Raw genomic sequence first — 15,235 nt, 5'->3', positions numbered from 1 at the left:
ATAGAGCCCATTATAGGTTTCATTTTTATTAAATAATTGAAGGGCTTCCATTAGGTCATCTCCTAGTTTGATATCTCTTCATCTTCAGCGGTTTAAGATGTTGTGGACGCTCCTTCATTTTGACTAAAGGCCCTCGAATGAATAGGTCAATCCAATCTTTTCCATAGAAAGGGGCAACAGGGGATAAATATGGCTGCTTGAGTGAAGACAAGCCATTAAGGTGGGCTAAAATGATAATCATTCCCAGAACAATCCCCACTATCCCAAGAAACGAAGAAAATACAAGAAGAATGAATTGAATCAATGAATTCGCCTTTGTCATAAGGTAATTGGGACCAAGAAAGGATCCAATAGTTGAAATCCCTACCATGACAATTAACACCTTACTTGCAAAACCAGCCTCAACTGCTGCTTGACCAATTACAATGCCCCCAATAACCCCAAGCGTTTGACCTGTTTTTGTTGGCATCCGTAAACTTGCTTCTTTTATAATTTCAATAAAAATTAACATGATAAATGCTTCCCAAAAAGGAGTGAACGGAAGCTTGCTCCTTGACTCCACTAAGACCAAAAGTATTTGTAAAGGAATCATTTGATAATGATGAGTTGTTAATGCCACGTAGAATGGAATCAATGTGATAGACAGAATAAAACTTACATATCGGAGGATGCGCAAAAAACTGGCAACTACCCATCGATTAATATAATCCTCTGGTGATTGGAACAAATGAAAAAATGTAATTGGAGCAACGAGAGCAAAAGGTGTATTATCTACCAGAATCGTAATTTTTCCTATTCCCAGAGAATAAGCAACAACATCAGGCCGGTCAGTTTGCTGAAACTGAGGAAAAATACTGTCTTGATGGTCCTCCATGAATACCGCAACTTGAGAAGAATCAAAGAAGAGATCATAATTAATTTCCGAAATCTTCTTTTTGACGGTTGAAACAAGTTCTGGATTGGTGAGCCCTTCTATGTACAATAAGACCACATTAGTCTCACTTAAAGAACCAATGGTGAACTTCTCTGTTTTCAAATCATGTGTTGGAAGACGTCTTCGAATGAGCGTAATATTTTGTTCTAGCTGTTCACTGAAGCTGTCTTTCGCTCCTAAAAGGATGGTTTCAGTATCGGATGTTTCAATGGCACGTCCAAGTGGATTTTCTAAAGGGATAGCGAACCAAAGGTTTGACGAAGAGTCAAATAACAAGACAGATCCTTTAAACAGCTGCTTTTTTGCCTCATTAAAAGTGGAAATGGAATTTATTGTTGAGTGAACAATGCATTCTTGAATGGATTGTTTGGAACAGTTAGATAAAGGTTTTAGAATGCTTTCATTTAATCTTTCTTGGTCAATCAGAGTTCTTACGTAGATAAGATCAACATTTTGATTTTCAGAAATGTTGATTTCCACAAATTCCGCATCATCCATTTGAACGAGGGCTTTTTTTAGAGTCTCTATTGATATTTCTGATTCTGCGTTTGATTGAGAAACAGGCTTATTTTCATTTGATTGTTTTTTCCAAAACATGTATATTCCTCACTTCTATATGTAAAAAAGCATTTTTGGAAGAACGGTAAAATTCCATATTAATTCCATTGTTAGCTTTTTAAGTTTAAAATATACGAAACTAAATTAATAAGATTCAGAGGCACACCCTTACCTTCTTAACAAGAGGGATTATATGTTAAAAAGGATATTGATTATTAATGGGATACTTATAGTTGGAATAGCATCATTTAGCCTGTTAAATAAGCATTCAGAAGTTGATACTCCCGTTGCGAATAAGGATGAACCAGAACCTTTATCTACTAAAGAACGAGAATTACAATTTTCTACATTGAATACGGTAACTGAAAAAAATTATGATAAATATGGGAATTTGGAATTTACAGTAAGTTCGAACTCGGAAATAGAATGAAGGTAAAAGTTAAAATGTTAGACCACATTATTGAAATAAGTAATTTGGCAAACTTTGAAGTATGGGAGTCTTTATTGAATCCGTTATTTGATATTGTAGAAGAATATGAGGAAGTTTACTTAAGATACCACCTATAGATGTGTATGAGTATATAAAAAAATTAAAAGGAATAAACGATGCATTCTTCAATAAGCGTCTCTTACTTATTCAACTCCCATGAAAATTAAAAAACGCTCAAAATCTATAAAATTGCATAACAAAAGAGACTCAGAAATAGCTTTTTTAAAAAAAGCTGAGCCTTCAGAATGTTAGATTAAGTTAAAAGGAGGGAATTACTATGGTGGCAAAAAATGAAAAAGAAATTCTATTACTGAATAGCGACAAAAATTTAAAATTATTACTTGAAATAATTGAGTCAGTGCCTAGCAGAAAAAGAGGCATTTCTATTGAAACTCAAGACAGAGATAAGAATTTTCGTGATGTATTAATGCATCTATATGAATGGCATGTAATGTTTGAGAGATGGTATAGAGAAGGTATGGATGGAGATATTCCTTTTATGCCAGCACCTGGTTATAAATGGAGCACTATCAAGCTACTTAATATGCAAATTTTGGAAAACTATCAGGATGTAAAATTAAATCAAGCAATAAGGAAATTGAAGTTAAGCCATGAAAGAGTAATGGATTTAATAAGATTACATACCAACGAAGAAATCATGACAAAAAAATATTATAAGTGGACAAAAACAAGTAATTTATACAGCTATTTTGCAGCAAACACTTCCAATCATTATATTTGGGCTATAAAAAAATGTGAAGTAATTGCAAAGTCTATATAAAAGGAAAAGGACAAGTTTGTGAAACATTTCACTTAAACTAACGGGTGCTTTAGTTTAAGATCATTGAGCTGCTAAAGTAGCTCTTTTTTCTATTTCACCAAAAGAGAACTTTTAGTTAAAAGGGATATTTGAATTAATATAGAATAGTTACTTATGAGTAAAAAATGGAATAATTAAGGAGCATTATATTGGAAATAAGGTTCAACAATTTTTTTAGAGAAGAATTAACAATTAATGAAATTCAAGTAGCTATGGAAAACGGTGAAATAACTTCAAAAGAGTTAGTTATGTATTACCTTAACAGAATTGCAAAGTATGACCAAGATGGTCCAAAAATAAATTCTATTCTTGAAATAAATCCTGACGCAATCTTCATTGCAGAGTCATTAGATTATGAAAGAAGAATAGTGGGTGTTAGAGGTCCTTTACACGGTATTCCCGTTGTTCTAAAAGACAGTATTGAAACAAATGATTCTATGCACACCAGTGCAGGAACACTTGCATTAGAGAATCATATTAGTAGTCATGATGCATTCCTTGTTGAAAAACTCCGTAACTCAGGTGCAGTACTCTTAGGCAAGGCTAATATGACAGAACTAGCTAATGGGATGTCAAATACAATGTGGGCAGGCTATAGTTCCAGAGGTGGGCAAGTATTAAATCCATATGGCGATGCTGACCTTTTTGTTGGGGGTTCCAGTTCAGGTTCAGCGGTGGCAGTTGCTGCAAATTTTACAGTATTGGCTGTTGGCACTGAAACAGATGCTTCTATTCTAAGTCCAGCGGTTACAAACGCTGTGGTAGGTATAAAACCTACTGTTGGATTGATTAGCCGTACTGGTATAATTCCTTTCACATATTCTCAGGATACAGCAGGGCCAATGGCCAGAACCGTTACAGACGCATCTATATTATTAGGAGCCTTAGTTGGTGTTGATCACCTTGATGCTGCTACTCATAAAAACAGAGGAAGGCTACAACAGGATTATTCAACTTTTTTGGATTCTAAGGGTTTAAAGGGAGCGAAAATTGGTGTATTCAAAGGAGCTTCTAAAGCGTTTTGTGAATCCGAGGAATATGACGCGGGATTGTTTGAGGATGTTATACAGACCTTAAATGAAGAAGGTGCTTTGGTCAATGAAGATATAGAGATTCCTTCTTTTCATAGAGAGTGGAAAAGGGTGGTACTACTATCAGAGTTGAAACATAGCCTAGAAAATTATCTTTCCAAACTCCCCTCGCACTTACCTGTACATTCTATAACCGATCTGATTCAGTTTAATAAGAGCAATGCAGAAAAGGCTTTGAAATACGGACAGAATAAGTTAGAGGAAATTGTAGGACTACCCAATACGTTAAGGAATCCTGAATATTTGAATGCAAAACTAGATGATTTATATTTTTCTCAGACAGGGATTGATTTTGCTTTAAAAAAGTATGACCTTGATGCAATTCTTTTCCCTTCATATATAGGTTCGACAATCTGTGCTAAAGCAGGGTATCCATCCATAGCTCTACCTGCTGGATACAAGGAAAGTGGAAGACCATTTGGTATTACTTTTGCTGGTACTGCTTTTAGTGAAGGTATATTAATCAAACTTGCTTATGCTTTTGAACAAGCTACAAAACATCGGAAAAGTCCGAAATTAATATAGAAGACAAATGTAATTCAGCCCGATTAAGAAGTAAATCAACCCCGAAAAAAATTTGATTCAAATATAAAATCTACTAATCCCTTATTCAACTTACGAGTGCTTCACTTCAAGAAGGATTACAGCATTTTTTCTTCTAACAACATTAGCGGCAGATTAATGAAAGAAGAACAAGAAGGTGTCAGTACTTATAAAAACCGATTGTTCTTCTCTCAAAGAAATAAAATAGCTAGTCAAACTATAATGGTTTTACTGGTATGCATATTTCGCAATAATGGTTGTTTACCATATCCTCCGTGTATCTTTCTAAAATGGGTTTGTTATCAATCAGGTATCCATTGCTTTGTATAGTAGAAAAAATATGAGCATATGCTTTTTGAATGTCTTCAGCTGTATGTTTGACTTCGTAAATAAGATACTTTCCACCAGCAAGTTCACCTTCGCAAATTGAATCATCCATCTGATAATCCTCTGTAATAACAATACAAGCATCAAATCTACAGTTTTCAGGAAGCGTTGTCTCTGGATTATCTTGTTGAATTGCAAGTATAATTGCGGAAAGATTTTTCTCGGTTGCCCACTTTTTTAACTTCTCCATTACTTCAATATTTGCCGAACCATACGGGCCGACTCGTCGCACGTAAGCCAAGCGATAGTTAGGGAGTGTTTCAATTTTAAACATCATACATTCTTCCTTTCTTTATTCAGATTTGTTTGGTACATTTCGAATGTAACATGCTTAAAAAATATATTCACTTTATTTTTTAAAAATTAATAATATTCCTCATTAAACTTCCTTGAAAATTAAAAACCGCTCAAAAGTTATAAAATTGCATAATAAAAAAGACTCGGAAAAACAAGCATAAGTGGGAGAAAAGCGCTCGTAGAAAAAATTGCTTCTCTAATTATCCAAGAGGGACTAAGCTGTTTTCAACAGCTGTGGGTGACAGACGGAAAACCGTCATAAAATTACCAGCTCTTCTAAAAATTAATCGTTAATAATAAACCCGTTCAAAGCATACGGGTAGAAACAAGCTTTGAACTTAAGGACTATGCATCTTTTTTGCACGGTTCCTCTCAATCAAAAATCACCAAATAAAGGGAAAGACTTTTACGATATAGAATATAAAAAAAAGGAGGGAAGTACATGTTCATAGTTAATGTTGAAGGGGCAATTTACAAAAATGCAAAATGGCTGTTAATAAGAAGGAGTGAAAAAGAAGAGCACGCAGGAGGGGGGCTATCCCTTGTTGGAGGTAAGGTAGAAAAAGATGAGATAAAAACAAATATATTAGAAGAAACTCTAAAAAGAGAAGTTGCCGAAGAGGTAGGCATAGAGGTTTCGAATCTTAGGTATGTTAATAGTTCTTTATTTGAAACAGACACTGGTTTAACTGTAATAGATATTGTTTTTCTTTGCGAGCATCAATCTGGAGAGCCCTATGCTAAATGCCTGGATGAAGTAAGTGATGTTTTTTGGATGTCGACACAGGAAATATTAGATAGAGCAGATATCCCAGTTTATCTAAAGGAAAACATTAAGTTGGCTGATAAAATCCTACAGGGAAACTGATTTCACTTAACAAAAGGGGATAAATATTTTGACTACTATAGGACTTGTAAGGCATGGAATTACAGAATGGAATGTACTTGGGAAATCACAAGGTATTTCAGATATTCCTTTGAATGATCTCGGAAAACTGCAGGCGATTTCTTTGGCAAATAGGCTTGTATTAGAAGGAGAGTGGGATGTTATTGTAACAAGTGATTTATCACGTGCCAAGGAAACAGGACAAATAATCGCCGCTAAACTAAACCTATCAACCAATATATATGATAAAAGAATACGAGAAATAAATTGCGGAGAAATTGAAGGTACAACGGAAGAGGAAAGGTTTAAAAGGTGGGGAAGTAACTGGCGAAAATTAGACCTAGGAATGGAAAAGTTCGAAGATGTATCTAAAAGAGGGCATGAATTTCTAACAGAATTAGCTACTACATATAGTGACAAACGAGTATTGGTAGTGAGTCATGGAGCATTAATAGGGCTAACTCTGCAAAGGTTGCTACCGGAGCAGTTCCAAAAAACACAACTAGATAATACATCGTTAACTATTCTTAATATAAAACAAGGTGTTTGGAATTGTTCTCTCTATAACTGTACGAAGCATTTAGATAATAATTTTAGTAATATATAACAGAGTCTAAATAAATTAAATCGTAGGTGATGACATGTCCTTAAAAAGAATTGAGCTTCAGCGAGATCTTATTCCATCATATAATCAGTATCCATTCTCCATTCCTTCTATTGCAAATCTACATCAGCTGGAATTACATAACAAAGTTACTTTTTTCGTTGGAGAAAATGGTTCGGGCAAATCTACACTGTTAGAAGCCATTGCGGATAAATGCGAATTTAATACAGCAGGTGGTGGTAAGAATAACTTTTACGAGGTAGATGCATCGGAATCAGCGCTTGGGGATTATATTAGGTTATCCTGGCTTCCAAAAGTAACAAATGGTTTCTTTCTTCGTGCAGAATCCTTTTATAATTTTGCCTCTCATATCGATCAAATGGGAACAGGTCCATATGGTGGAAAGTCCTTGCATCACCAATCTCATGGAGAAGCATTTTTTTCTTTATTCTCTAATCGGTTTAGAGGGAGAGGGATTTATTTATTGGATGAACCAGAAGCTGCTTTATCTCCCTCACGTCAGCTGGCTTTTTTAAGGATTTTACATGATTTAGTACAAGAAGATGATAGTCAATTTATAATCGCCACACACTCTCCAATTCTATTAGGCTACCCTTATGCTGACATACTTAGCTTTGACCAAGGGGAAATTAAAGCGATAGATTATGAGGAGACTGACCATTTTCAGATAACGAAATACTTTTTACAAAATAGAGAAAAATTTTTACAAGATATATTTGCAGAAGATTAAAAAGCATCTAAATTTGCTTTCTAATGCAAGAAATAAAGAGGTATAATAGTTTTAATAAGGGTACAAGGAGGTAGGCTTTATGAAAATTTATGCCCATAGAGGTTCTTCAGGTACGCATCCAGAAAATACAATCGCAGCCTTTAGAGCAACCGCAAAATTACCTGTGCACGGTGTGGAATTCGATGTTCATATGACGAAAGATCATGAATTGGTTGTTATTCATGATGAGACGATTAATCGCACATCCAATGGAGTAGGTTTTATTAAAGATTTGACTTTAGCTGAATTGAAGGAATTTGACTTTGGTTCTTGGTACTCCCCCCAGTTTAAACAGGAAACAATCCCGACGCTAAGAGAAGTGTTATATGTATTTAAGGATACAGAGCACCACCTAAATATAGAATTGAAATCCGACGTATTTCCATATGAAGGTATGGAGCAGGCAATAATCCAAATGTTAAATGACTATCGACTAGAAGCACGTGTCGTTATCTCTTCTTTTAACCATGAGATGATTAGGAACTTTAAACAATTAGCTCCCCCTATAGAGACTGCCATTCTCTTTATGGAAGTTATGATAGAGCCGCACAAATATGCAGAAAAAGTAGGAGCAGATGCACTCCATGCTTTTTTCCCGACAGTCCTAAGGCAGATGGGCGAAGAGGCGATTGCAAGTGGCAAAAAAGTTCGCGTTTTTACGGTCAATGAACCGAAGTATGCAGATACGTTAAAACAAATTGGAGTAGATGCTATTTTCACCGACTATCCAGAGAAAATGTGGAAATATCTTCAATCATAAGTAAAGAGGTAGGGACAGAAGTAGAAAGTTTATTGGATAAGGAGAAACCTTTACTAAATAATGGATAGTTAATAAAATTGATTGAAATGGAGGGGCGACTCCTACGGGAATAGCGTGACGCCTGAGACTACAGGCTCAGGCCACGCCCGTGGAAAGCGTCCCTGGAATGGAAATCAATTTTGTGCACAGCAAAAAAACAGCATTTTTCTCACAGAGAAAAATGCTGTTTTGGGGTTCTGTCCCAGTCTCTTTTTGTTTAAGTTAAGAAAGTCTTTCCGTACTTGCTTTGACGTCTTCGTTACTTGTGTTGATTGTTACAACAGTATTCCAATGAGCTCTTCATAAGGATAGAAGAGTTATTTCTTCATCAACAAGTACATAAAGTAAGGTGCACCAATTAGAGCAACTACAACTCCTGCCGGAATCCCATTAGGCTCAATCACGTTTCGACCGATCGTATCAGCGAAAAGTAAGAGCCAACCACCGATGAGGATGGAAATAGGTATGAACAATTGATGACGCGGTCCTACTAATGATTTAGCGATATGAGGGGCCATCAAGCCTATGAAAGCAATTCCCCCGGTAACAGATACTGCCGTGGCTGCAAGAGCAACAGCAGCTAATAAAAGGATGATCCGTTCCTTCTCAATTGCAAGTCCTACTCCGATTGCTACGGGCTCATTTAAATTGAGTAAATTTAATTTATTTGCCTTATATAAGATAAACGGAATAAGAACGATTAACCAAGGTAAAAGAGCCAAGATAAATGGCCAATCGGCTCCCCAAATATTACCAGCCATCCAATTAGCGATGAAATCTACTTTTTGACGATCAGCAGATGAAATAAAGACAATCATCAAACCTGAAAGAGCCATTGAGAAACCAATCCCAACCAAAACTAACCGAACCGGCTGTAGCCCAGTTTTTCGATTGTACGATAGGATATAGATGAAAAAGGCAGTGATCAAAGCACCAACAAAGGCGACTATTGGTAGTAAGTATACAAAAGAACCAGGTTGAATTGGTATAAATAAGAAGAAAATTGATACCGCTACTCCAGCTCCAGAGTTAATCCCAATTATCCCAGGGTCCGCTAAATCATTTCGTGTGATGCTTTGCAAAATAGCACCAGATAGCGCTAATGCCATTCCCGCAAGAATTGTAATGATAATTCTAGGTAAGCGAACGGAGAATAAAACAAATTCCTCTTTAAAAGTTCCTTGCCCTAAAAAGGTTGGTAAAAGCCGATTAAAGGAAAGGGTAGAATAGCCAATTCCAGCACTCATAAAAGCAGTAATTATAATAAGCGCCAGTAAAATGATAAATATTATACGTTGTTTTTTAACTAGTTTACGTTGAATCATTGAAATACTCTTCCTCCTTTACGAACGATTACTAAGAAGAAAGGTAATCCCATAATAGCTATAATAGCAGCAACAGGGGTCTCATACGGAATATTAATAGTTCGTCCAATTGTATCAGCAAGTAGCATAAGGGTAGCTCCTAATATAACCGACATTGGAATTATAAGTCGGTAGTCCGTTCCAACTATTGCTCGAACAATATGAGGGACCATCAATCCGACAAAAGCCATATTTCCTACAAGAGCAACTGAAGCACCCGCAAGTAAAATAACGACTACAAATAAGATTGTCTTTGTTTGAGTTGTTTTTTGACCAAGTCCGACTGCAACTTCTTCATTTAAACTTAAAATAGTTAGCTGTCTAGATAATAATAGGGCAACAATGATTCCGATTGCGATAAAAGGAGTAATCATCTGGAGCTGACTCCAGTTGGTTCCTATTAACCCCCCAGCTGTCCACATGGAAACATCTTTGGAAATTTTAAAATAGATCCCCACACCGTCTGCAATTGCATACAAAAAGGCGGAGACCGCAGCACCTGCTAGTACAATTCGTAGAGGAGAAAAGCCCCCTTTTTTCATAGCACCAATTCCAAATACCATTGCGGCACCAACTGCTGCTCCGATAAAGCATGCAATAGTGATACCGAAGTAATTGAGGCCCGGAATAAGTGCAATACTTATAGCAAGGGCCGCATTTGCTCCCGAAGTTAAACCTAATAATCCAGGGTCTGCGAGAGGATTACGGGTGACTCCTTGCATAATCGCGCCAGATACAGCTAAGGCGGCACCGACCAATATAGCAGCAACTTCTCTAGGCAGTCGCAGCTCTCTTAAAATATTGATAGAATCGCTTTTTACGCTAGAAAATAATGCTTGCCATACGTCTTGTAAGGATGTGGAGGCTGCGCCATACACCATAGAAATGCTGAACATTATAACCAATAAAATAAGTCCAATAACAAACTTTAAACTAAAATGAATAGAGGTTTTCATCGTATTATCCTTTCTACAAAAATAGCGGAGGAATCCCGTAAGAATTCCTCCACTATTATTACTTACTGTTTAAAAAGCTGTCTTTAAAGAACTCCAATTGATAATCTAACGAGATAGGATCATTAAAGTAAAACTCTTCTGCATTTGCTTCAAACAGTTGTCCATTTTGAACAGCGGGAATATTTTTAAATACATCTGTCTCTTGGAATGAATTATCTTGATCTGCTACTTTACTAAAGATGACATAGTCTCCTGCATATTCAGGAAGAACCTCTAAAGATAAAGCATAATAACCAGCTTCTAAAGCCATTTCTTTTACTTTTTCAGGCATATTCAGTCCCATTGCTTGATAGATAACTTCTGTACCTCGTCCCCAATTATCTCCGAACACATATAATTGCTTGTCGAAGTTTTCAATAACGGAAATAGTTGCATCCTCACCAATTACTGCTTTAATTTCTTCTCCGGCTACTGCTGAACGTTCTTTGAAATCATCTATCCATGTTTGTGCTTCTTTTTCTTTATTCAGTAGTTTTCCTATTTCTAAATGCTGTGTCAAATAATCTACTTTTCCATAAGTGAATGTAACAGTTGGAGCTATTTCTTTTATTTTATCCAAGTTTTGTGTGGTAGAGGAGCCGATGATTAAATCTGGGTCTAATTCAATAATTTTTTCTAAGTTTTCTTCCGATACTTCCTCCACATCCGCTAGGTAAGAATCGTATCCTGGGTTAGACTTTGACCAAGAATCTACTCCAACTAAATTTACGTCTAGTGCAGCTACGTTTCCTGCATAAGTTGAAAGAACTACAACTCGTTTAGGATCTGCTGGAACTTCTACAGGACCAGTTTCAGATTCGTACGTAATGGTAGTGGGTTCATCTTTCGTTTCACTTGCTTTCGAATCCTTAGTCTCACTGTTGCAAGCACCGAGGATTAGTACTAATAAGATTGAAATCGTCAATATTAACTTTTTCATTTATTTTTCTCCTTTTAGTAAATCGTATGTAATACACATTGGTTTATTTGTTCGTGGATCTATTCCAATTTCGGCATCTATATTAAAGACATCACGTAATACTTCTTTCGTGATTACTTCTTCACAAGGACCAGCTTTTACAATTTGTCCTGCCTTTAAAGCAACGACATAGTCTGCAAAACGTGCTGCTTGGTTCAAATCGTGTAAGACCATTACAATAGTTCGTTTCTCTTGCTGATTTAGGCGCTGCAGAAGCTCAAGAACTTCTAATTGATGTGCCATATCTAAATAAGTGGTAGGTTCATCAAGAAATATAATTTCTGTTTCTTGTGCAAGGGCCATCGCTATCCATACACGCTGACGTTGACCACCGGAAAGAGAATCGACCGGTAAATACTTAAATGTGCTAGTATTAGTCACTTGCAGTGCCCAATCTATCACCTCGTAATCCTTTTTAGAAAGTCTTCCAAAACCAGTTTGGTAAGGAAAGCGTCCATACGATACCAATTCTCCTACAGTGAGACCGCTTGCACTCTCAGGTGTTTGAGGTAAAATGGCCATTTTTTTTGCGAGAATTTTAGTGTTTTCTTTCGCAACGTTTTTACCATCTAATACAACCGCACCAGATTGATGAGAAATGATTCGTGTAATCGCTTTGAGAAGAGTGGACTTACCACATCCGTTTGGTCCTATTATTGTAGTTATTTTCTGATTTGGAATTTGCACAGACAAATCCTTAACGATGAGTTGCTCACCGTAGCCAATGGATAAATCGTCCGTATATAAACGAACCATTTGAATACCTCCAAACTAATTCTTGCTTATTTTATTGATAACGATTATCATTATCATATTAGCAACTATATTTAATAATTTAACTTATGTCAACAAAATTTTTTTTAGGGTGGGAGACTGAAAATGCATAATGTATTTGATGTGACGGTTATTGGTGGGGGCCCAGCTGGCCTATACTCTGCTTTTTATAGTGGTTTAAGAGAAATGAAAACGAAAATTATAGAATTTCAACCTCAATTAGGTGGAAAGCTACATGTGTATCCCGAAAAAATGATTTGGGACGTAGGTGGGCAAACTCCAATTTCTGGAGAGCGTTTAATCGATCAATTAGTTCAACAAGGACTAACATTTGACCCTGAAGTTGTAGTGAATGAGAAAGTAGAATCGATAACTCGTCGAGAAGACGGTATTTTTGTTTTGCATGCTACTTCAGGCGTTAAACATTATTCGAAAACTATTATCATTGCAGTAGGTAGTGGGATTTTAAAGCCGACCAAGCTAGAAATCGAAGGGGCTGAACGATTCGAGGTCAGCAACTTAAACTACACAGTCAAATCAATTCAACGCTTTAAGGATAAAACCGTTATTATCTCAGGCGGAGGTAATGCAGCAATTGACTGGGCCAACGAGCTGGAGCCGATTGCGAAAAAAGTATATGTAACATATCGTAAAGATTCGTTAAATGGTCATGAAGCACAAGTTACTCAATTATTAGAGAGCTCTGTAACCTGCTTTTTCAATACAAAGATTACTAAGCTAATCGCCAATGATAACCACGATATGATACAACGAGTTGCCGTTTTGGACAATGAAACAGGAAAGACAACGCATATAGAAATCGATGAGGTTATTATAAACCATGGCTATGATCAGGATGCAGAGCTTCTAAAAAATAGTGAAATGCCAATTGATATTGCAGATGATTTTTATGTGAAGGGCACTAGCTCTTGTGAATCATCCATCGATGGTATTTATGCAGCAGGGGATATCATTCAATATCCAGGCAAAGTAAACTTAATAGCTGGTACCTTCCAAGATGCTGCAAATGCAGTCAATCAGGCTAAACAATATATCCAACCTGATGCTAACAAATTTGCAATGGTATCTTCACATAATGAAGTATTTAAAGAACGAAATAAAAAGTTAGTGAAGCAACTCGTATAAAAAGAATGCATGAAGTTCTCCTACCCACCAAAAAAAGTTGTCTCTAAGTAATCTATACTTGGGGACAACTTTTTTTATGTTGTTAGTAAATTAGATTCTACACATTTAGATTGCGAATTACTAAAATGATTTGAAAATATTATCCGTTTCGAAAGTGAAAGGTAATTGATCGCAAGTAAATATAGAATTAGAGCAAGTAAATCCTTACGAGCGTAAGTAATATACAGATGGAAGCAAGTAAATAATAGAAGAGAGCAAGTAAAAACAAAATGCTTTTCTCAAAAGCTACGAATATGGAGTATTTAGCTATACACCTAGTGCTCATAGTATTGTAAGAATTTACACTATCGGAAGTAAAGAAAAATAGTAAGTGTTTGCCCCGTAAAGAAGCGTGGTAGCGAACGAAATTACATCTTCGAGGGCTGTCACTATGAATAAGATAGTATCTTTTCTCTAATTAACCAAAAATGCATTAACCTGTTTTTAGAATTGAAAGACATACGCCATAAGATTACCAAAAAAAAGTTCTGTTGGCTGTGACGTATGTCTCAACCAATAGAACTAAAAATTCACTCGATAATTTTATAGTAAAACCTCAGTCCGAAGCCCTTCAAAAAACATTTGAAACAGGTTGTGAACTTAAAAGAGCAGGCATTTTTTGTCTGTTTTTCGAGAAATTACCATCTAGCTTTATGTTCTTCAATACATCCAAGTAATTGTTTTACCTCAAGGGTAGGTCCATTTTCTAGTTGGATTTTGCCGTTAAAATAGCCCATCATTTGATGAACCTCGGAGGAAATAAGTTTCAAATCTGTTTTAGCAATACGATGGAAAAAGGGGGTGAATGTCATATTCACTTCATCGGAAAACTTTGTGTTGACCTTCCATGGTTTCATAAAGTCATTCGTATCGTATGTAAACAATAAGTCTTCATGGATTTTGGTCATTTTGCCATCAATGATAATAGCATTTTCGGTCATACCTGTACCGTCTGTCCATTTACCCCCAAAATTCAATCCAATTCTTTTAGAACCAACTCGTTGAGAAGCAAATCCCCAGTTCCATATAGCTTCTCTTGGCCAAACTCCTCTACCATAATCGAGTACTGCAAAATTGTCCTCTTGGTGAAAGCTAAAGCGAGAATCACCAACCTTCACAAACCCAGATGTTGGTAATGTATGATGCTTCCCGGTAAATTGAAATTGCGTACGATTCCAAGGAATTACTACATTCAAGGATTCATCCTCGGCAGGGTGAGATATATGTAAATCTGCATGCAATAAATCACCATCAAAATCTGGGATAGTTACCGTCATATGAGTTTCATTTTGGATATAAAGTAATTGGATAGACATTTCTTTCGAATGAAGTTGAATACTTTCCAAAATATTAGTTGGCATTTTTAGCTTATTTCCCAGTGGAATCGTAACTGTCTTTTCAACATATCGTTGCGTTTCATAGTTAAGGAAATAGACAAAGCAAACCGCAGCGTAATCTAGATGGCTGATAGTTGCAGAAAAAAGAATATCATCCCCAAAAACACACCAATAATTCCACTTTTTTTTACGCATATAGTGACCTTTCAAATTGCTTTCAATTAGGGGCTTCCTAGCGTATCCAATTGCTTTTGGATTCAAATTACCTTTTTTATCGCAAAGTAAAGTGGGCTCTGAAATTTCTTTTTCTGCATGCTGTTTCACTGGCCATCTTCCTTTCAAAAGTAATTTGTCAAAAAAATAAATTAGTTCATTAATTCCATACTAGCATATATTTTCTGT

General features: G+C 36.1%; 15 protein-coding genes. 8 read left to right on the top strand and 7 right to left on the bottom strand.

From position 1 onward, the window contains the following. Positions 1 to 55: 55 nt before the first annotated feature. The gene (locus MKY37_RS07205; RefSeq protein ID WP_340775393.1) at positions 56 to 1,531 is read right to left on the bottom strand and encodes a spore germination protein; all 1,476 of its coding nucleotides are present in this window, start codon (positions 1,529 to 1,531) and stop codon (positions 56 to 58) included. A 154-nt stretch (positions 1,532 to 1,685) separates the two neighbouring features. On the opposite strand from MKY37_RS07205, the gene MKY37_RS07200 reads away from it, so the two are divergent. From MKY37_RS07200 to MKY37_RS07190, 3 genes are all read left to right on the top strand, one after another. Further along, positions 1,686 to 1,922, top strand: a complete 237-nt coding sequence (locus MKY37_RS07200) for a hypothetical protein (protein ID WP_340775391.1) — start codon at positions 1,686 to 1,688, stop codon at positions 1,920 to 1,922. 337 nt (positions 1,923 to 2,259) lie between these two features. Beyond that, entirely contained in the window at positions 2,260 to 2,763 is a 504-nt protein-coding gene (locus MKY37_RS07195; RefSeq protein WP_340775389.1) for a ClbS/DfsB family four-helix bundle protein, read from the top strand. 188 nt (positions 2,764 to 2,951) lie between these two features. Then, the gene (locus tag MKY37_RS07190) at positions 2,952 to 4,418 is read left to right on the top strand and encodes an amidase family protein (RefSeq protein ID WP_340775386.1); all 1,467 of its coding nucleotides are present in this window, start codon (positions 2,952 to 2,954) and stop codon (positions 4,416 to 4,418) included. Between the two features lie 235 nt (positions 4,419 to 4,653). Here MKY37_RS07190 and MKY37_RS07185 read toward each other — a convergent pair whose 3' ends face one another. Further along, positions 4,654 to 5,100 carry an AraC family transcriptional regulator gene (locus MKY37_RS07185; protein WP_340775383.1) on the bottom strand — a complete coding sequence of 149 codons (447 nt, stop codon included), beginning with the start codon at positions 5,098 to 5,100 and terminating at the stop codon, positions 4,654 to 4,656. A gap of 462 nt (positions 5,101 to 5,562) precedes the next feature. On the opposite strand from MKY37_RS07185, the gene MKY37_RS07180 reads away from it, so the two are divergent. The 4 genes from MKY37_RS07180 to MKY37_RS07165 all read left to right on the top strand — a co-directional run bounded on the left by MKY37_RS07180 (position 5,563) and on the right by MKY37_RS07165 (position 8,160). Continuing rightward, positions 5,563 to 5,988 carry an NUDIX hydrolase gene (locus tag MKY37_RS07180; RefSeq protein WP_340775381.1) on the top strand — a complete coding sequence of 142 codons (426 nt, stop codon included), beginning with the start codon at positions 5,563 to 5,565 and terminating at the stop codon, positions 5,986 to 5,988. Positions 5,989 to 6,016: 28 nt separating this feature from the next. Continuing rightward, entirely contained in the window at positions 6,017 to 6,613 is a 597-nt protein-coding gene (locus MKY37_RS07175) for a histidine phosphatase family protein (protein WP_340775380.1), read from the top strand. 34 nt (positions 6,614 to 6,647) lie between these two features. Further along, positions 6,648 to 7,361: an AAA family ATPase gene (locus MKY37_RS07170; protein ID WP_340775378.1), complete on the top strand. Its 714-nt coding sequence runs from the start codon at positions 6,648 to 6,650 to the stop codon at positions 7,359 to 7,361. Positions 7,362 to 7,440: 79 nt separating this feature from the next. Further along, on the top strand, positions 7,441 to 8,160 hold the full coding sequence (locus tag MKY37_RS07165; protein WP_340775374.1) for a glycerophosphodiester phosphodiesterase: 720 nt from the start codon (positions 7,441 to 7,443) through the stop codon (positions 8,158 to 8,160). Positions 8,161 to 8,516: 356 nt separating this feature from the next. Here the strand turns inward: MKY37_RS07165 and MKY37_RS07160 are convergent, their stop codons facing one another. Genes MKY37_RS07160 through MKY37_RS07145 form a run of 4 tightly spaced genes read right to left on the bottom strand, consistent with a single transcriptional unit; the run spans position 8,517 to position 12,293 of the window. Continuing rightward, the gene (locus MKY37_RS07160) at positions 8,517 to 9,524 is read right to left on the bottom strand and encodes a FecCD family ABC transporter permease (RefSeq protein WP_340775371.1); all 1,008 of its coding nucleotides are present in this window, start codon (positions 9,522 to 9,524) and stop codon (positions 8,517 to 8,519) included. After that, a complete protein-coding gene (locus MKY37_RS07155; RefSeq protein ID WP_340775367.1) occupies positions 9,521 to 10,519 on the bottom strand; it encodes a FecCD family ABC transporter permease in 999 nt (332 codons plus the stop codon). The genes MKY37_RS07160 and MKY37_RS07155 overlap by 4 nt, the downstream gene beginning before the upstream one ends. A gap of 58 nt (positions 10,520 to 10,577) precedes the next feature. After that, positions 10,578 to 11,498: an iron-hydroxamate ABC transporter substrate-binding protein gene (locus MKY37_RS07150; RefSeq protein ID WP_340775364.1), complete on the bottom strand. Its 921-nt coding sequence runs from the start codon at positions 11,496 to 11,498 to the stop codon at positions 10,578 to 10,580. Further along, positions 11,499 to 12,293 carry an ABC transporter ATP-binding protein gene (locus MKY37_RS07145; RefSeq protein ID WP_340775362.1) on the bottom strand — a complete coding sequence of 265 codons (795 nt, stop codon included), beginning with the start codon at positions 12,291 to 12,293 and terminating at the stop codon, positions 11,499 to 11,501. It lies immediately after the preceding gene. A gap of 123 nt (positions 12,294 to 12,416) precedes the next feature. Here MKY37_RS07145 and MKY37_RS07140 point away from each other — a divergent pair, with 123 nt between their 5' ends. Next, positions 12,417 to 13,457 carry an NAD(P)/FAD-dependent oxidoreductase gene (locus MKY37_RS07140; protein ID WP_340775360.1) on the top strand — a complete coding sequence of 347 codons (1,041 nt, stop codon included), beginning with the start codon at positions 12,417 to 12,419 and terminating at the stop codon, positions 13,455 to 13,457. 677 nt (positions 13,458 to 14,134) lie between these two features. Here the strand turns inward: MKY37_RS07140 and MKY37_RS07135 are convergent. Beyond that, on the bottom strand, positions 14,135 to 15,157 hold the full coding sequence (locus tag MKY37_RS07135) for a DUF2804 domain-containing protein (RefSeq protein WP_340775358.1): 1,023 nt from the start codon (positions 15,155 to 15,157) through the stop codon (positions 14,135 to 14,137). Between the last annotated feature and the right edge of the window lie 78 nt (positions 15,158 to 15,235).

This window comes from Psychrobacillus sp. FSL K6-2836, from assembly GCF_038003085.1.
In the GTDB taxonomy this organism is placed as follows: Bacteria; Bacillota; Bacilli; order Bacillales_A; family Planococcaceae; genus Psychrobacillus.
Note: the sequence above shows the minus strand (reverse complement) of the source record. Positions and strands in the feature narration are given on the sequence as shown.